The organism is Mesonia ostreae (assembly GCF_031845265.1).
GTDB lineage: Bacteria > Bacteroidota > Bacteroidia > Flavobacteriales > Flavobacteriaceae > Mesonia > Mesonia ostreae.
On sequence record NZ_JAVRBG010000022.1, the window covers coordinates 1 to 18,248 of the forward strand.

An 18,248-nucleotide genomic window follows, 5' to 3' on the forward strand; every position below is an offset into this window, starting at 1 on the left:
AATTTTGATACACCATTAGAAATGATGGAAAAACTTTTGTTTAACTCAAAAGTTGCGTTTATTACTTGAATCTAGCCTTTGAAAAAGGCTACTTTATTATTAATCTTGCTAAGTTTAAGTATTTCTCCTTTTTCTTTTGCTCAAGAGCGGGAAAAACTAGACTCGGTTTTTATAAATAATAAAGACCTTTTGGCTAGAGAGGTTATTTTAAAGTTCAAGAAAAAGATTGCGGAAAATTATTTTGTAGATACCATTAGCTTAACCATAAAAAAAGAATTTATACAAAAATTAAGCTACTTAGATTTTGAAATAGAACCCAAGAAACTAAAACTTGTTCCCAAAAATAGACGCGAAGAATTTAAAAAAGAAATAGATAGATTCGCTAATAAAACTAAAAACTCCAATTCTACATCTAGTTTTGAAAGTACTTTTGCTTTTCAACAAAAAAGCCTTGAGAAAGCTTCTATAAAATCTATTTCAGCTCCTAAAATTACCTCGGCAGAGGTTAAATTGAGAGATTTCCCAAAATTAATTGAAGAGTTTGAAACTATTCTTTCCAAATACATTGATAAAGAAGATCATTTCACGATCAAAACAGGTGTCTTCCCTATTGATAGAGATTTAGCAATTAACGATAAAAGCCTAAGTTACGAAAATGAATCCCAACATGCTTTAAATACGTACTCTTGGCCAAAAGAAAAAATAATTAACCCAGGGCTTATGCCTTTTTTATCTCATGAAGAAGCCTATGATTATAAAATAAAAAAAACATTCTTCTATCAAGAACAGAAAGCTTACAAAATTAATTTTAAGCCCAAAAAGAACAGAGCGAAACTTACGGGTTTCTGTATTATTTCTACTGAAGATTTTGCACTGCTCAGAGCAAAATATGAATTAGTGGAAGGTGAAAAGGCTTGGGGAGTCAATCTCAAATTTCCCCTAGGAGTAAAAGTAAATCAACCTTTGTATTTTGGAGAGTTAAGTTACAAGAAAAACACTTCTGGCAAATATATTCCTACATATTATGAGTTGAGCGAAGGAGAATACACCTACTTGCATAGAGACATTTTAATTAAAACCCAAACAGGGTTTTTTAAACGAAGTGATAAATTAAAAATCAATTTTTTAATGGAAAGCCAAGAAGTTACTACTCAAAAGTTCAGCTTTTCAGCTTTTTAAGAATCCAATCTTATTTCTTAAACCTTTCAGTGATGCGGTCTTACATTTTAAATTTAAAACCTATACCCAATTTTTATTCCGCCCCAGTTGGCAGCATCACCATCTTTAAACTCGGGTGTTGTGGTTGTTCTCGTATATTCAACATACAGGGTTTTGCTTCTTAATATAAGTCCGTAATTAAACTGACCTGTAAATCGCTTAACGTCACTAGAAGAAATGGTATAAACACTTTTGGTATTAAAAAGTCCGCCTTGTAAACTGGCATCATAGCCTACCAACTTAAATACAGATTGTCCAAAAACATAAACCTGAAATTTACTTTTTCCCTTAGCGGAAGAGAATCCGTTATTGATTAAACCTAAAGTTGCATTGGCGCCAACAGAAGCATTCGTAAAAAGACTTCCTAATTGAAGTTCAGATTCTGCTTGTAGGGAGAAAAAATCGGCATACCGAAACACTTCTTTTTCATAAGCCAGTTGATAATTTACCACCACATCATTTTCAATTTGATTTCTCCAACCATAAGGAATTTTATTTCCTGTAGCCTCATGAATACTGCGCTGCATTTCTCCGCCAAAAGCACCCGGACCTATCATTCCCAAACTTAAAGAAGAGGTTATTCGGTAAGAATTGACGGTATCTTTTGCTACCAAGAAGCTTTTTAGCATTATTGCTGCAGCAAAAGGCCGGTCTCCCAATTGAATCTCTTTACTCACATAATCATCCGGAGTAAATCCAATATGCTCTATAGCTAAGCCATATAAATTCTCAGTTTGCTTCGGTTTTAAAAACAAAAAATTAAGAGGGTTCTTCTCAAAAAAAGGCATAGCGAGTTCAAATTGATATCCTTGCGTATAATTTTTATCCGCGGAAGCGAAAAAATCGTTATCATAATTGAACCTAAAATAAGAATCACTTTTCATGTCCCTAAAGGAAGAAGTATGCTCTATTTTTTGAGCCGATAAAGAAAAACTGATTCCTACTAAGAGTAAAACGTAAAAACATTTTTGCATACTTTATGTACGCAAAAGCTTAACCTAAAGTTCTACGGAAATAAAAAAGCTATTTCGTTTCGCTGCTGTTTCTGGTAAGTGCAAAATAAATGACGTAGAACCAACTAATAATGCCGTGAAGGATAGCCCATAAAATAGATTTGTTACGCTCCCAAGAAGTGACCACGGCAATCACACTCCCTAAACCTACTCCTTTTTGTACAACATTAGTAGTACTTGTAAAGTCACCTGTATCTGCAAAAATACTTGTGGAAAGCAGAAGAAAACACCCTAAAAATAAAAGTTGTTTTGTCATAGTTCTAAATTTAAAAAACCAAAGTACAATTTTTAAATTAACTTCATTTTATTACGTTAACTTTTAAGATTGAACTCCTACTTTGTAAATTAGCAATTCTTAAAACTGAAAAAAATTATGAACCAGAATAATCCACTTTTGCAGTCTTTTGAGGAGGCTCCATTTTCAAAAATAAAAACCGAACATTACCAACCGGCAATCAAAGAAGCAATTGCTTTGGCAAAAGCAGAAATTGACTCCATTACGGCTTCCGCGGAAGCGCCAACGTTTAAAAATACCATTGAAGCTTTAGAGAATAGCGGAGAAACTTTAAGTAGAGCCACCAGCATTTTCTTTAACTTAAATTCTGCTGAAACTAACGATAAGATTCAAGAAATAGCACAAGAAGTTTCGCCTTGGTTGAGTGAATTTGGTAATGATTTAACGTTGAATGAAGCACTTTTTAAGCGGGTAAAAACCGTTTATGATCAAAAGGAATCTCTAGACCTTAGTGTAGAAGAAAATAAATTGCTAGAAAAACATTACAAGTCTTTTAGCCGAAATGGGGCTAACTTAAACGACGAGGACAAAAAGAAATTAAGAAACTTAGACAGCGAGCTTTCTAAGTTATCCCTCACTTTTGGTGAACACGTTTTAGCAGAAACCAACAACTATGAATTGCTAGTAACCGATGAAAGCAAGTTAGAAGGTTTACCAGAATCTGAAAAAGAAAGCGCTGCCCAATTGGCAAAAGAGAAAGGAAAAGAAGGTTATATCTTTACTTTACAGTATCCTAGTTATATTCCGTTTATGAAGTACGTAAAAAATCGTGAACTTCGTAAGGAACTTTCTATCGCCTTTGGTGCCAAAGCATTTCAAGATAATAAATTCAATAATGAAGAAATCGTTTTAAATATCGCTAATCTACGTCATCAACGTGCTAATTTATTAGGTTATAAAACCCACGCGCATTTTGTGTTGGAAGAGCGTATGGCCAAAACTCCCGAAAAAGTAAAAGGCTTTTTAGAGGAATTACTAGAAAAAGCAAAACCAGCAGCAGAAGAAGAATTTAAAGAACTTACTGCTTTTGCTCAGGAACTGGATGGATTAGATCATATAGAAAAATGGGACAGTGCGTATTACAGCGAAAAGTTAAAGCAGAAGTTGTTTGATGTAAATGATGAGCAGTTGAAGCCTTACTTTCAATTGGAAAATGTGATTGATGGCGTTTTTACCGTAGCCAACAAACTCTACGATTTGCATTTTAAAGAAGTGCACGACGTAGATACCTATCATGAAGAAGTAAAAACCTACCGGGTAACCGATGCTAACGGCGAAGAAGTCGCTTTATTTTATGCAGATTTTCATCCGCGAGAAGGAAAACGTGGTGGTGCTTGGATGACGGTTTACCGAGACCAAGAAAAGAAAGACGGAAAGAATATTCGTCCGCATATTTCTAACGTATGTAATTTTAGCAGAGCGACGACCAAAAAGCCCGCTTTATTAACCTTTAATGAAGTGACAACCTTATTCCACGAGTTTGGTCACGCTTTACACGGGATGCTTGCCAACACAAAATATGCTAGTCTTTCGGGAGCTTCTGTGTATTGGGATTTTGTCGAATTGCCGAGTCAGATGCTAGAAAACTGGTGCTATGAGCCAGAAGCTTTAGCTCTTTTTGCCAATCATTATGAAACTGGAGAACTTATTCCGAAGGAAATGATTGAGAAGATAAAAAAATCGGCAAACTTTCAAGAAGGCATGCAAACCTTAAGACAGCTGAGTTTTGGTATGTTAGATATGGCTTGGCATGGAATTGATCCTTCTACAGTAAAAAATGTCAAAGAACACGAGTTGGAAGCCTTTGCCAACACCAAATTATTCCCAGATGTTGCTGAAAATTGTATGAGTACTTCATTTTCTCATATCTTTCAAGGTGGTTATTCTGCTGGCTACTATTCTTATAAATGGGCAGAAGTTTTGGACGCCGATGCCTTTGCATATTTTAAAGAAGAAGGGATTTTTAACAAAGAAGTCGCTACCAAATTTAAAGAAAATGTACTCAGCCAAGGAGGAACAGAAGATCCTATGCTGTTGTATAAACGCTTCCGCGGAAAAGAACCTAACCCAGAAGCTTTGCTTAAACGCGCAGGTTTAATACATTAGCAGCTTCAAAATGCAATCACGTGAAAATAAAGAGCAAGAAAAAGCTAGTTACCTACCTTAATATCTTAGATAGGCCTATAAAATTTAGGCCTTTTCTATTTAATAGAATGTTTTTACTGTGGGCTCTTGTTGGAGTTATTGGTGGAATTTCTGCCGGTATCTATTGGATTGTATTAGAATTTCTCACACATCAAATCGCATTTTTTGAAGGCTGGTTAGTAATTCCTGTGATGGCTTTTAGCGGATTGCTCGCTGGATTAATTATCCATTTTATTGGCGATCCTGGAGAGATAGACCTTATCGTAAATAACATTCGTTTTAACAAAGGAAAATTAAATCCTAAGAATAATCCCTCCATGATTATATCTTCCTTACTTTGCGTTGCTTCTGGAGGAAGTTTGGGACCCGAAGCCCCCTTGGTACAAGTCACCGGTTCTACAGGCTCTTGGCTAGGAAAAATATGCCGACTTAAAGGAGAACAATTACGCTCGCTTAGTATTGCTGGGATGGCTTCTGGATTTACCGCTTTATTTGGCGCTCCATTGGGAGGAAGTTTGTTTTCACTAGAAATTCTGCATTACAAACACGCCGTAGAATACTACCAGGCGATTATTCCTGCGTTCGTGGCCAGTTGCTTTAGTTACATCATTTTTGCCTTAATTGTACATTTAGGATTGGGCCCCGTTTGGGATTTACCCACCTATGAAATGAGTAATCTCTTCGATTTTGGTTACGCTATTCTTTTCGCTTGTTTTGCAGCCCTTATAGGTTGGGTATTTATCTTATGTACTAAATCTTTAAAACAACTCTTTAAAAAATTGAATTCCCCCATCTATGTAAAAACTTTTATTGGCGGAATTATTCTAGGAATCATTTCATTTTATTTTCCACTTACTAGGTATTTTGGACATCATGAAATTAACGATTTAATTTTTAGTGATTCTTCTCTCTACTTTCTTGGAGCGATTCTAATCTTTAAAATTTTGGCTATTTCAGTAACAGTAACTTCAGGTTGGCGTGGCGGTTTTATTATCCCTTTGTTTTTTGTAGGCGCCACTTTAGGTTTGATTTTACATCACTTTTTCCCCAGTATCAATTTAGCATTGACTATTGTAAGTTGCATGGCAGCTGTGAATGCTTGCGTTACTAGAACTCCTATGAGTACAACCATTCTATTGGCGACTTTAACAGGGTTTGAGTATTTAATTCCTATTTTATTTGCAAGCCTTACTGGTTATTTTCTTGCCCCGCGAGTACCATTTATTAGTTCTCAAATGAAAGAAGTAAAAGGGTAAGGCTTTCGCCGAATAAAAAAAGCTGTATTGAAACTATATTAATTTGTCATTCTGAATTTATTTCAGAATCTCATGAAAGTAATTTACAACTCATCAAGAGACCTTGAAATAAACGCGCCTTAATGTTACGGGCAGTTTCAGGGACACAAAAATCAAGTTTCAAAACAGCTATTTCAATTTCTAAAATGCTGAGTTAATCTTCAATCCAACTTACAATACTTTTATCATTGGGTAAGGTTCGTGGACTTACAACTTTTGCCAATGTGCCGTCTTCGTTAATTAGGTACTTCTGAAAATTCCATTCCACTTGAGAATCCTCTAATCCATTTTTAGCTTTCTGAGTTAAAAACTCATATAACGGATGCATATCTTTACCTTTTACAGAAATTTTACTCATCATAGGGAAAGTTACACCATAATTTCTTTCACAAAACTGAGCGATTTCTTTATCGCTTCCCGGTTCTTGAGCTCCAAAGTTATTAGCAGGAAAGCCAATAATTGTAAAGTTATCGTCTTTATAGCTTTTATAAATTTCTTCTAACTGCTCATATTGTGGTGTAAGTCCGCATTCGCTTGCGGTATTTACCAACATTACTTTTTTTCCTTTCAGCGAAGCGAGATCAAACGTGTTTCCTTCAATATCTTCTACCTTAAATTGATAAATTGTTTTTTCCATAGAGGTTGATTTTTGAGCTTGTATCATAATGCTGAACATTAAAATACAGCATGTAAGTACTTTTTTCATAGTTACAAATTCTTCCGTAAATAATTATAAAGGATTGTTGCTTGACGTATCTCTTGCCAATTCTTCTTCATCGTCTTGCTTTCCTAGTTGAGAATCAAAATAATACAAAGATTCTGAGGTTGCTCTAGTTCCGCCGGCAATTTTTAATTTGTCCATAATTCCTAATACCATCGCTTCTTCTTCAATTTGCTCTTTAACAAACCACTGCGCAAAATTCCACGTGGCCCAATCTTTTTCTTCTTGTGCTAAGGTAACGATGTCATAGATCGCATTGGTATTATCTACTTCGTGCTGAAATATTTTCTCAAAACACTCTTGAATATTTTTAGGATCTGCAGGTGGAGCATCTACACCTTCAATTTTGGGTCTGCCGCCACGTTCCATAATATACCCCATCACCTTGGTCATATGGTCGCGTTCTTCTTGGGCGTGTCTAAATAAGAAATTAGCCACTCCTGCAAAACCTTCACTATCTGCCCAGACGCCATAAGCCAAATAAATCTGCGAAGCATTGGATTCTTTTTTAAGTTGATGATTTAAAATTTTCTCTATTGATTTGGATAATCTGTTGGTGTTCATAATCTATTTAGTTTTTTACTAAATTATGAAAAGATACTCCCAAAAGATCCTATCTTCAAGAAGATTTAACAAAGAAAGATATACCCAAACTATGTTTTATTTTACCTTTTTAGGATTCTGTTTTATAAAAGCTTCCCAACCTGTATAATTTTTCCCCACATCTACTCTGCTTTGATTATAGAAATGACATACAGCAGCAGCCAAACCATCGGTAGAATCCAAGTTTTTAGGTAAGCTTTTTAATTTTAAAGTGCTTTGTAGCATTCTAGCCACTTGTTCCTTACTAGCATTTCCGTTTCCAGTAATTGCCATTTTAATTTTCTTGGGAGAGTATTCTGTTATGGCGATTTCTCTACTTAATCCTGCGGCCATAGCCACACCTTGCGCCCGACCCAACTTTAGCATAGATTGCACATTTTTTCCGAAGAAAGGAGCTTCAATAGCAATCTCATCTGGATGGTACGTATCTATCAATTCAATAGTTCTTTCAAAAATGAGTTTTAGTTTAACGTAATGGTCACTGTATTTTTTTAAGGTTAGCTCATTCAATTGTAAAAACTCCATTTCTCTACCCACCACTTTTATGAGTCCAAATCCCATAATGGTAGTACCGGGATCTATTCCTAAAATTATTTTTTCTGTTTTTGAACTCACTAGATATCTTCTTAATTGGGCTTAACTTCATACAAAGCTAAACAATTGTTTTTAGTAGCCTTGGATTTTAGAATTTCGTTTTGCTCTATTTATCCTACTTTTTTCGTTATTTTGAATTTTACCTTTCTTAAAAATTTCAACTTTATTATTAGATATGCTTTTCGCTGCTATTTTCATTATGCTACTTTACCTAATTGTAATGATTTGGCTGTATCTAGGTATTCAAAAGTTAGCTTTTAAAAAAGTCGAAATTGCTTCGCCTAGCGTGAGCTTTAGTGTTTGTATTGCATTTAGAAATGAAGCGGCAATTCTAAATCGGTTGTTAGTCTCTTTAAAAAATATAGATTACCCCAATCATCTTTATGAAATCATCTTAATTAATGACCATTCTACAGATGAGTCTGTGAAAATTTGCAAAGAGTTTATAGCGCAACACTCTTATGTACCCTTTCAGATTATTCACGCTACCAATGCTTACAGCAATTCCCCAAAAAAAGAAGCTTTATTAAAAGCCATTCATAAAAGCACAAAGACCTATATTATAACTACAGATGCAGATTGTGAAGTCCCGCCCATTTGGTTACACGCATTTAACAAAGAAATTATAAAAACTTCTGCAAATTTTGTGGCTGGTCCAGTTAGTTATTTTTCCGAAGAAAGTTTTCTTAACTTTTTTCAAAATTTAGATTTTCTAAGCTTGCAAGCAGCAACCTTGGGAGGATTTGGTCAGCAGCATCCGTTTTTGTGCAATGGCGCGAATCTATGTTATAAAAAAGAAACTTTCTTTGAGTTGGATGCTTTTAATGGCAACGAACATATTGCGAGCGGAGACGATATGTTTCTATTGGATAAAATGATTGGTGCGCATAAAAAAGTTGTTTATCTCGCTTCCGCGGAAGCGATCGTATATACACACGCTACAGAAACTTGGAAGGGATTGCTACTTCAACGCATACGCTGGGCATCTAAAACTACAGCTTCTAAGAATTGTTATGGAAAAAGCATTGGTGGCATCATTTTTTTAACGAATGCTTGCTTGATGTTAATGGCAATTATTGGGTTGTTTCAACCCACATATTTGCTATTGTTTTTAGAAATGTTTGTAACTAAGCTACTTATAGATTTTGTGATTTTAAAAAAAGCAGCTAACATATTTGAGAAAGCCATTGTTAAAGGAAATTATTTTTATGTGGCATTCATCCATCCGTTTTTTATTTCCATCACCGCTTTTTTATCGGTATTCAAAAGCTATTCCTGGAAAGAAAGAACATTTAAAAAATAACGCATAATCTGTCCTATCTTTGCTAAGAATTATTAAATTTGATAAATACATTCCCTATTATGAAATCATATCTTACCCTATTATTTGCACTATGTATTTTTCACTTTTCTAGTGCTCAAGAAAACTACACCTATCAAGGTGAAACCTATTCTCTTATAAAAACGGTAGATGGAGAACTAGATTTGCTTTATAATGTTATAGATGGCGAATACCGTTATTTTATTTCTAAAAATGGCGAATTAGAGGAACTTGTTAATACAAAGATTGACGGAAAATACAACAAACAGTATAAATCTACATTAGAAAGACTTACCAACGATCAAGAGATTTCTACGGAAAGAATTAATTTAACCTTAGGGAGTTTAGAAAATTTCATTGTAGAATACAATAATACTTTAAAAGATGAAGATTTTATAGATTCTAGACCAAAACCAAGTCTTAATTCTAGATTGGGATTCTTTGGAGGTATTAGTAATATGATTTATACTCCAAATCCTACCAATGAAACTGCTCCAGTTCTTGGTGCGGAATGGGAGGTTTACAGCAATGAAAAGTTAAAAAGACATTCTGCATTTGTGCAGTTAAGATATGTGTTCGAATCTGAAGACTACAAATACTCTGAAGCAGAATTCTCTCTTAATTACCGCTTTAAAGTGGTTGATCTCACTAATTTTCATTTTTATCTTGAAGCAGAATTATTTAATCTTACATTTTATAATGAAAATTATATCCTCATAGATTCTTCAGATTCTAGCAATAATGAGAAGATAAATAGAACTGGAAGCGAAATGAATTTTCCTATAAATTTTGGCGCTGGTGTTGCGTACAGAATTACTCCCAATGGGTTTTTAACGCTTAGCTATAACGATGTAGTTTCTATTGCGCAAGACAATAACGGAGAGTTTCCTGTAGACATTACTCTGGGTTATAAGTTTAAATTATAATTTTCTATTCCGATTGAATTGTTAGTGGCAATTGAAAACTTGTACTTACTGGGATTCCTCGTTTTTGAGCGGGATAGGTTTTAGGCAAACTAAAAACCGCTTCTCGTATCCAGGTTTTAAATTTTGGAAGTTGCGTATAGAGATGTTGAGAAGCTTTTAAAGAATCTATTTTTACTTCTCCTTTAGCCGAAATTCCCATAAATACAATTACTTTTTCTTGTAAGCTATCCTGCAAAACCACTTGATGGGTTGCCAAACTTTGATAAATAGCGCTGGTTACCTGTTGCTCAAAACAACGTTTTTGCTCGGTCTTATTTTCGCATTTTTGACATTCGGGAAAGCTAGGGTAACTCTCCACAGCATTCCAGTTGATATGTTTGAGTTCTTCCGCTGCGATTTCATCAGAAAAAATTTTCTTTGTTTCCAGTTGTTGACAGCCTAGAAGCCCAACTAATAAAAAAACCCAAGTAATTTTATACATAGGGTAAATGTAAGGAAATCAGTGAAAAGAAGAAGAGTAGAAACTTAAATTCTTATTCGGCTTTTTTAGATAAGTGTATTTCTTTTTTAAGATCAGAAATTCTTCGTTTGGCTAAGTCGGTAAAAACCTGTGCTTTTGGATTATTCTCAAATTTTTTCAGAAATAAGTTGTAGTAATTTAGTCGCGTTTGCAAGTCGGCATAATAATTATCGGCTGCAACGGCCAGCTCAAACTGACTTCTCATTTTGTTAGCATCCTCTTCTAACGCCAACTTAAAGTAATACATCGCTTTCTTATAGTCCTCTTTTCCTTTATAAGCTAAGCCCAAAGATTGGTAGGTGTCATCTAATTTAGGTTTAGAGAGCAATAAAGCCATCAACAAATGTTGCTCTGCTTTCTCTAACATTTCTTTATGTAAAAATAGTTTTCCTATATACAAATGAGCAGCAGCATTTTCAGCATTAACTTTTAAAACTTGCTCATAAGCTTCAATAGCTTTGTTTATAAATTCTTCTTGGTAATAACACATCCCCAGTTTTTCATATACATTTTCTGAAGAATAACCTAATTCAATCACCTTTTCATAACGCTTTAAAGCGGAAGAATAATTACGTTGACTATATGCATTTAAGGCAGAAAGCAATTGCATTTTGATGTTTTTGGGTGCGGCTTCTAATGCTTTTTGAGTGAGGTTTTCGGTTTTCTTAAATGCTTTATTTTGGTAATGATAAGAAGCCAATTCATAAATAGCATTTTGATGTGTAGCGTCATATTCTATAGCTTTTTCAAAAAACTGATAGGCTTCGGGGTCTTTCAACTTTTCTTTAATACGTCCCAATTGATACAAAAAATCTGGATTTTGAGGGTATTGCTGAATTAATTCCGTGTAAACGCTATCGGATTTTTGATATTGATACGTACGTTTTAATAGTTTCCCATAATTCGCTTTTGCCACAACAAGTTTTGGGTTTTGCTGAATTGATTTTTTATAAGCTATCAACGCCTTATTCAAATCTCCTCGTGCCTGTTCCGCAGAAGCTATTTTTTGATACATAGAACCTGAAATAGATTCTTGCTTTTCATATAATTGAATCGCTTTGTGATAATCACCCACGGCATACAAACTATCGGCCATAGCAAGAGTCGAAGTTTGCGCTCCGACTCTTGGCATCATAAAAACTAGGATTATTAAACTTACTACTTTCAACATTTATTTCATTTGAAAAACTATAGGTAGCGAATAAAGCACGTTAACCACCTCCCCTTTGTGTTTTCCAGGTTGCAATTTAGGCATGCTATACACCACGCGCTTTGCTTCTTCGCTTAATTTGGGATGAGAAGCACGAGAATCTACATCTTTTACATTTCCATCTTTGTCGATTGTAAAACGTACATAAACTCGGTTGGATCCCTCTTGAGCAAACTGTTCAACCCCCTTAGTGTCAAAATTAGAATTCACAAATTGTGTTATTCCTGCACTTGTACATTTTTTAATCTCCTCAGGGCTTAAACTTTGGTCACAACCTTGATAGGCAGGAACATTATCTATAGCCGAGTAAGGAACAGCATCTACATCAGTATTCAGGTTTTTGACTGTTGCAGAATAACTTTTTTGTAAAGAATCTTGAATATCCTTTCTAAACTTTGCAATTTCCGCTTCTTTAATTTTCTCTTTATCATATTGCGATAGCTTTGCGTGGTTCTCATCGCCATTAGATTTATTCACTGAACATGAACTCACACTAATCATGAATGCTAGTAAAGGCAAGGCGATACATCTTGAAAATTTTAAATTTTGTAACATAAGTATTCGTTTTTTGATTAATAAAATAGTCGCTTTGTACTTGAATTATCCTTTATAAGTTAAACACTCTTAACCGCTAGTTAATTTGAAAAATGATGGGTAGCGAGTACAGTACACCAACGGCTTTTCCATCTTGCATTCCAGGTTGCATTTTTGGTAAACTATTCACTACGCGTTCTGCTTCTTCACTTAATTTGGGGTTTGAAGCTCGAGAATCTACATCTTTTACATTTCCATCTTTGTCAATTGTAAAACGTACATAAATTCTATTGACACCGTCCTGAGCAAAATCCTCTACCGCTTTGGTATTAAAATTGGCATTAACAAACTCCTTAATCTTATCACTTGTACATTTTTTAATCTCATCGTTGCTTAAACTTTGATCACAACCAGGATATGCAGGTACGAGTTCTATGGCAGTGAAGGGAATACCAACCTCAGAAGATGCTGTTGGGGGTGGTGGAGGCGGAATCATTTCTTTAGCATTTTCACGGAATTCCAAATATTCGTCATAAGGTATAATATCAAACACTTTTTCGATTTTTTTATCAGCATCTGCAAGTTCATTATATTTTTGATAGGTATATCGAATATAAATCATGCTTCGATAGTATTTCTCACGCGTTGGAACAGTTTTATGAATATCTCCATCATAAAAGACTTCAGCTATTTCCTTAGTGCTCTTGCCTTCGTTTTTCATATTTATTAATTCTGCTTGCATTTGACTTACTAACTGAATATCTTTTTGAGGGAAATCAGCTGGCGGCGCAGGTGGCGGTGGTGGAGCGGGAAGTTCAGAAGTATTGGTTTCTACAATTTCTTCATGGTCTGAACATGAAACATAGGTCAGCATAAGGGCGATTAATGGCAAAACAATAAGGTACTTGAGTTTTGCACGGGTCGATGATTTTGATTTTTGTAACATAAGTATTCGTTTTTTGATTAATGAATGATTAAAAAATTGATTGATGAATGAGATTTGATGCGTTCCAAAAGCTACATTGAGAAGGTTTTGGTAATATTGTTTTTTAGAAGTGTGACGCGTCACCGCTTCGTCTGCGATATATTCATGCAAACTGCTGAGTTGTTTTTGGTAGGCATAAATGGCCGGATGAAACCAAAAAATTAATTTAAGTGCTTCAAAAAAGAGTAAATCAAGACTGTGTTTTTGAGAAACATGCACCAACTCGTGTCGTAAAATATGCTCTCTTTGTTCGGCCGGGATTTCATCTCCCATAAAAATTTGGTTGTAAAAGGTACACGCCATTTGGCTATTCTTTATTTCATAGTAAGAAAATTCGCCATATTGTTTTAAGATTCCAGTCTTCATAAAACGATGAAACTGAAAGGTTTTTTTCAGTAATAAAAAGAACGCGACAATAAAACCTAATCCGTAAAGAAGAAGAACTCCATTGTGTAACAGCCAATCTTTCCAATTAGGAGACGTCACCATTTGATGTACAGCTTGTTCTTCTCCCGAAGAAACAGAAAAATCACCTAATAATACAGGCGGTAAATTCACGAAAGCCTGTCCCACTGCATTAGTCGGACTTAAAAAATCTAAATTAATGAAAGGTAAAATCAACGCCACACAAGGACTAAGCAACAAATACCATCTATTGGACTGAAAAAAGGTCTCCTTCTCTAAAAACACTACATAAACGATATAAAATAGCGCCAAAAACAAACTGAATTGCAAAATATATAATCCCATCTTATTGTTTTTTATTGATTTCTTTTAAAATTTCTTCCAATTCTGTCGTACTTAAATCATTCTTTTTTACAAAAAACGATAACATACTTTTCATAGAACCATCAAAATAATTATTCATCAGCTTGGTCATAGAGAACTTACTGTAACTATCTTTTTTAACCAACGGGAAATAATGATGTCCTCTTCCTACTTTCTTATAACCCACAAAACCTTTATTTTCCAAAATTCTTACAATAGTAGAAATTGTATTGTAAGCGGGCTTAGGCTCTGGCATTTCTTCAATCATTGCAGCTACATTAGCTTCTTTTAGCTTCCATAATTGTTGCATTACCTCTTCTTCGGCTTTCGTTAATTCTCTCATACGGCAGTTTTATCTTAATTCGTTAGGTGCAATAACTTAAAAAATATAGCTTACTTTTGATTTAAACTTTATTAATAATACTCAAATATAACTAAAATTTTAGTTTAAACTAACTTTCTAGTTAATAAATTTATGGATTTAATTTTACTTGCTGTAGGTTTCGTTTTATGTTTAATTGGAATTGCTGGCACATTTCTACCCGCATTACCAGGAATTTCACTGAGTTGGCTTGGCATACTCTTAATCTATTTGACCTCTGTGGTAGAAATAAATTATACCATTCTTATCATCACTTTTGTGCTTGCAGCCGGGATTCTTGTTTTAGATTATGTAATCCCCGCTGCGGCAAGCAAAAGATTTGGAGGGAGTAAAGCCGCAGCAATTGGCACAACGCTGGGCTTAATTGTAGGTATTTTTGTTCCCATTCCTTTTGGAATTCTCATCGGCGCATTTTTAGGAGCCTTCCTAGGCGAACTTTTATTTAACAAACAAAGCAATATGAAAAATGCATTTCGTGCCGCAACTGGTTCCTTTTTAGGATTTTTAGCTTCTTCTTTTGTGAGTTTCCTCGCAGCCTGCGTATATTTGGGTATATTTATAAGTATTTTTATTCAACATTTTCAATCCTTTTTTTAAGATGACCCATAAAGAAATTGCCGCTATTTTATTACAAGCAGAAATTACTCAAAAAGCTTGTGAACCTATTCGTACGCATTTATCCGATTTAGATTTAGAGTCCGCTTATGCCATTCAAAAACTTAATGTGGACGAAAAAATAGCGAAAGGCGGTATCGAAGTCGGTAAAAAAATAGGACTTACTTCTTTTAAAGTGCAAGAACAATTGGGCGTAGACCAACCCGATTTTGGGATTTTACTACAGCATATGCAATTTAATCAAGGGGAGAATCTCGCTTTCGCGGATTTGATGCAACCCAAAGCTGAAGCTGAAATTGCTTTTATATTAAAACATGATTTAACTGGGGAACAACTCACTACTGAAGATATCATCGATGCGATAGATTATGTGGTAAGCGCTATTGAAATTGTAGGAAGCCGAATTAAAGATTGGAACATTAAAATCACCGATACCATTGCAGACAATGCTTCTTCGAGTCACTTTATCTTAGGAAATAAAAAAATGTCTATAAAGAATATAGATCTAGAAAATAGTAAAATGCAACTTTATGTGAATGATGAATTGGTTTCTGAAGGCGACGGAACTTCCTGCATGGGAAATCCTTTAAATTCGGTAGTTTGGTTGGCAAACAAAATGGGTGCTTTAGGAAATCCACTTAAGAAAGGAGAAGTAATTCTATCAGGAGCTTTAGGTCCAATGGTCAGTTTAAACCCTTCCGATAAAGTAAAAGCTACAATTGAAGGTTTAGGAGAAATTAGTTTTGATGTAGATTAATTGATATTATTAGACTAAGATATAAGACCGCCTCGCTACAAGACATTAGACGTAAGGCTCAAAATTTAAAACATTGATTATCATATTTTTTAAAACAATACGTAACACAATAGCGAAGGCCTGCAACTAAAAAATAAATATAGTACATACTATAATTTCCTCAAATTTATTTAAAACGAACACAACTGATTTATTAATAGTTTCCGATTGAAACTTTAAACTTGGCAGTCGCCTTGGTGATGAAAGTGAATATCAAAGCATGTATAGAATTATCCTTTATTTTTACATTGGACTAATAATTCTAAAAAATAGCTATTTTTTTACCAATTGATAGAAAATCAAGTCTAACTTCTATGATCTAAAAGCGAAGCGGTCTCGCATCTTAAATCAACTACAACCATGTTACCTTATTCTCTATAGGTTGGCGTACTCCCCTTGGACTTTCATCATCATAATTCCCTACATAAAACAAACCTAAGCATTTTTCATTTTCTTTCATTGGAAGAAACTTTTCCATATGTTCTACAAGGGATGGCGAACTCCAATAGCTACCCAGTTTTAATTCCGTAGCCATTAACCACATATTTTGTACGGCCATAGCCGTAGCAGCGATCTCTTCCCACTCTGGCACGCGTTCTTTAGGATCTCGCTCCATACAAATTACAATCACATGACTTGCTTGTTGCGGTTTAGCTTTAATCTTTTCAAATTTGAATTCAGAAAACTTATCGGTAGTTGTTCGATACGTTTTTGCTAAGAAATCTCCCAAGTTCTCTAATCTGTCTCCAGTAACTACATAAAAACGCCAAGGTTCGGTCTTACGATGTGTAGGTGCCCAGTTCGCTGCTTCAAACAGTTGTTCTATCTGTTCATTTCTTACTGGCTCCTTACTATATTGTGCCGGAAAAATAGATCGTCTCTGCTGTATGGTTTTAAGTATCATTTTATTTAAAGATTTCTAGTACTACATTCGTAATTCGTTCGCGTTCTTCATCCCCTAGATTAGAACCCGAAGGTAAACATAAACCTTCCTCAAATAAATGTTCGGCTACCTTCTCTCCGTAATAAGGAGCATTCTCAAAAATAGGTTGTAAATGCATAGGTTTCCATAAAGGTCTACTTTCTATGTTCTCTTTCTCAAAAGCTAAACGTAGATCCTCTCGGGTAATTCCGCTTGTTAATTTGGGATTCATTGTAATAGTACTCAGCCAATGATTGGAGTAAAAGTCATCATTGGGTTCTTCAAAAACCTCAATTCCTTCAATCGAAGCAAATAAATCTTTATAAAAGAAATGCATTTTTCTACGTAATGCAATGTGATCTTCTAAAACTTCCATCTGCCCTCTTCCAATCCCAGCGCATATATTACTCAATCTATAATTATACCCTACATGACTGTGCTGGTAATGTGGTGAATCATCTCTCGCCTGTGTAGCATAAAAAACAGCTTTTTTCTTTTTCTCTTCGGAAGAACAAACCAAAGCCCCTCCTCCACTGGTGGTAATGATTTTATTTCCATTAAAGGATAGGATTCCATACTCAGAAAAAGTTCCACACTTCCGATTTTTATAGGTAGAGCCCAAAGCTTCTGCTGCATCTTCAATTACTGGAATATCATACTCTTTAACCACTGTCATGATATCATCCATCATCGCAGGCATTCCGTATAGATGAACCACAATAATCGCCTTAGGTTTCTTGCCCTTTTTTATTCGGTCTTCAATCGCTTCTTTCAAAGCCTTCGGACACATATTCCAAGTTTTCTTTTCGCTATCTACAAATACAGGCTGAGCACCTTGATATTTTATAGGGTTCGCTGAAGCGGAAAAAGTAAAAGATTGACAAATCACTTCATCACCCAAACCAATTCCCAATTGAATCAAGGCTAGATGAATCGCAGCGGTACCACTACTCAATGCGGCAACCTCTTTGTTGTTTCCTATAAACTGCTTTAAGTCCTGCTCAAAACCATTTACATTAGGTCCTAACGGAGCGACCCAATTTTCATTAAAAGCAGTATGGATATAGTTAATTTCATTTCCTCCCATATGCGGGGAAGACAACCAAATTTTAGATAAAGTCATTTCTGGTATATTTTATTCTGAAGTGTAAATTTATTCCTTTTCTTTTAGAATACATAGAAACTCCAATTTAAAAGGTAATCCCATAATGGCTTAGTGATTTCCGGTAGCCCGGAGACTTCGCGGGTATCGAAGCCAGAATCCAGTTAAATAGTATCCAAATGAAATCAAAGGAGATATTGAAACTGAAACTGAAATCGAAGTGAAATCTTAAAAATGCTTTTCGGTGGCTAAGTTATTTACAACAGCCTCGAAATTTCGGGGG

General features: G+C 34.9%; 19 protein-coding genes. 7 read left to right on the forward strand and 12 right to left on the reverse strand.

Annotation, left to right across the window (positions count from 1 at the left end):
• The first annotated feature begins 78 nt into the window (after positions 1-78).
• A complete protein-coding gene (locus tag RLT85_RS14505; RefSeq protein WP_311402768.1) occupies positions 79-1,179 on the forward strand; it encodes a hypothetical protein in 1,101 nt (366 codons plus the stop codon).
• Positions 1,180-1,232: 53 nt separating this feature from the next.
• On the opposite strand, the gene RLT85_RS14510 is transcribed toward RLT85_RS14505, so the two are convergent.
• Both RLT85_RS14510 and RLT85_RS14515 read right to left on the reverse strand, forming a co-directional pair.
• On the reverse strand, positions 1,233-2,192 hold the full coding sequence (locus tag RLT85_RS14510) for a lipid A deacylase LpxR family protein (protein ID WP_311402769.1): 960 nt from the start codon (positions 2,190-2,192) through the stop codon (positions 1,233-1,235).
• Between the two features lie 49 nt (positions 2,193-2,241).
• Positions 2,242-2,487, reverse strand: a complete 246-nt coding sequence (locus RLT85_RS14515) for a hypothetical protein (protein WP_311402770.1) — start codon at positions 2,485-2,487, stop codon at positions 2,242-2,244.
• Between the two features lie 117 nt (positions 2,488-2,604).
• Between RLT85_RS14515 and RLT85_RS14520 the strand changes: the two genes are divergently transcribed.
• On the forward strand, positions 2,605-4,632 hold the full coding sequence (locus RLT85_RS14520; RefSeq protein WP_311402771.1) for a M3 family metallopeptidase: 2,028 nt from the start codon (positions 2,605-2,607) through the stop codon (positions 4,630-4,632).
• Positions 4,633-4,652: 20 nt separating this feature from the next.
• A complete protein-coding gene (locus RLT85_RS14525) occupies positions 4,653-5,927 on the forward strand; it encodes a chloride channel protein (RefSeq protein WP_311402772.1) in 1,275 nt (424 codons plus the stop codon).
• Positions 5,928-6,120: 193 nt separating this feature from the next.
• On the opposite strand, the gene RLT85_RS14530 is transcribed toward RLT85_RS14525, so the two are convergent.
• The 3 genes from RLT85_RS14530 to ruvC all read right to left on the reverse strand — a co-directional run bounded on the left by RLT85_RS14530 (position 6,121) and on the right by ruvC (position 7,905).
• A complete protein-coding gene (locus RLT85_RS14530) occupies positions 6,121-6,672 on the reverse strand; it encodes a glutathione peroxidase (RefSeq protein WP_311402773.1) in 552 nt (183 codons plus the stop codon).
• 24 nt (positions 6,673-6,696) lie between these two features.
• Complete coding sequence (locus RLT85_RS14535; RefSeq protein WP_311402774.1) at positions 6,697-7,251, reverse strand: ferritin; 555 nt, start codon at positions 7,249-7,251, stop codon at positions 6,697-6,699.
• 96 nt (positions 7,252-7,347) lie between these two features.
• A complete protein-coding gene (gene ruvC, locus RLT85_RS14540) occupies positions 7,348-7,905 on the reverse strand; it encodes a crossover junction endodeoxyribonuclease RuvC (protein ID WP_311402775.1) in 558 nt (185 codons plus the stop codon).
• Positions 7,906-8,083: 178 nt separating this feature from the next.
• On the opposite strand from ruvC, the gene RLT85_RS14545 reads away from it, so the two are divergent.
• Together RLT85_RS14545 and RLT85_RS14550 are read left to right on the forward strand one after the other, a co-directional pair.
• The gene (locus tag RLT85_RS14545; protein WP_311402776.1) at positions 8,084-9,187 is read left to right on the forward strand and encodes a glycosyltransferase; all 1,104 of its coding nucleotides are present in this window, start codon (positions 8,084-8,086) and stop codon (positions 9,185-9,187) included.
• Positions 9,188-9,246: 59 nt separating this feature from the next.
• Positions 9,247-10,131: a hypothetical protein gene (locus RLT85_RS14550; RefSeq protein ID WP_311402777.1), complete on the forward strand. Its 885-nt coding sequence runs from the start codon at positions 9,247-9,249 to the stop codon at positions 10,129-10,131.
• A gap of 4 nt (positions 10,132-10,135) precedes the next feature.
• Here the strand turns inward: RLT85_RS14550 and RLT85_RS14555 are convergent, their stop codons facing one another.
• The 5 genes from RLT85_RS14555 to RLT85_RS14575 all read right to left on the reverse strand — a co-directional run bounded on the left by RLT85_RS14555 (position 10,136) and on the right by RLT85_RS14575 (position 14,491).
• Complete coding sequence (locus tag RLT85_RS14555) at positions 10,136-10,612, reverse strand: hypothetical protein (RefSeq protein WP_311402778.1); 477 nt, start codon at positions 10,610-10,612, stop codon at positions 10,136-10,138.
• A 52-nt stretch (positions 10,613-10,664) separates the two neighbouring features.
• Positions 10,665-11,786: a tetratricopeptide repeat protein gene (locus RLT85_RS14560; RefSeq protein WP_311402779.1), complete on the reverse strand. Its 1,122-nt coding sequence runs from the start codon at positions 11,784-11,786 to the stop codon at positions 10,665-10,667.
• A 36-nt stretch (positions 11,787-11,822) separates the two neighbouring features.
• Complete coding sequence (locus RLT85_RS14565) at positions 11,823-12,416, reverse strand: energy transducer TonB (RefSeq protein WP_311402780.1); 594 nt, start codon at positions 12,414-12,416, stop codon at positions 11,823-11,825.
• Between the two features lie 76 nt (positions 12,417-12,492).
• A complete protein-coding gene (locus RLT85_RS14570) occupies positions 12,493-14,130 on the reverse strand; it encodes a M56 family metallopeptidase (RefSeq protein ID WP_311402781.1) in 1,638 nt (545 codons plus the stop codon).
• 1 nt (position 14,131) lies between these two features.
• Positions 14,132-14,491, reverse strand: a complete 360-nt coding sequence (locus tag RLT85_RS14575) for a BlaI/MecI/CopY family transcriptional regulator (RefSeq protein ID WP_311402782.1) — start codon at positions 14,489-14,491, stop codon at positions 14,132-14,134.
• 132 nt (positions 14,492-14,623) lie between these two features.
• On the opposite strand from RLT85_RS14575, the gene RLT85_RS14580 reads away from it, so the two are divergent.
• Complete coding sequence (locus RLT85_RS14580) at positions 14,624-15,127, forward strand: DUF456 domain-containing protein (protein ID WP_311402783.1); 504 nt, start codon at positions 14,624-14,626, stop codon at positions 15,125-15,127.
• Between the two features lies 1 nt (position 15,128).
• Entirely contained in the window at positions 15,129-15,902 is a 774-nt protein-coding gene (locus RLT85_RS14585) for a 2-keto-4-pentenoate hydratase (RefSeq protein ID WP_311402784.1), read from the forward strand.
• Between the two features lie 391 nt (positions 15,903-16,293).
• Here RLT85_RS14585 and RLT85_RS14590 read toward each other — a convergent pair whose 3' ends face one another.
• Together RLT85_RS14590 and RLT85_RS14595 are read right to left on the reverse strand one after the other, a co-directional pair.
• Complete coding sequence (locus RLT85_RS14590) at positions 16,294-16,845, reverse strand: nitroreductase family protein (protein WP_311402785.1); 552 nt, start codon at positions 16,843-16,845, stop codon at positions 16,294-16,296.
• 1 nt (position 16,846) lies between these two features.
• Entirely contained in the window at positions 16,847-17,986 is a 1,140-nt protein-coding gene (locus RLT85_RS14595; RefSeq protein ID WP_311402786.1) for a DegT/DnrJ/EryC1/StrS family aminotransferase, read from the reverse strand.
• Positions 17,987-18,248 lie beyond the last annotated feature (262 nt).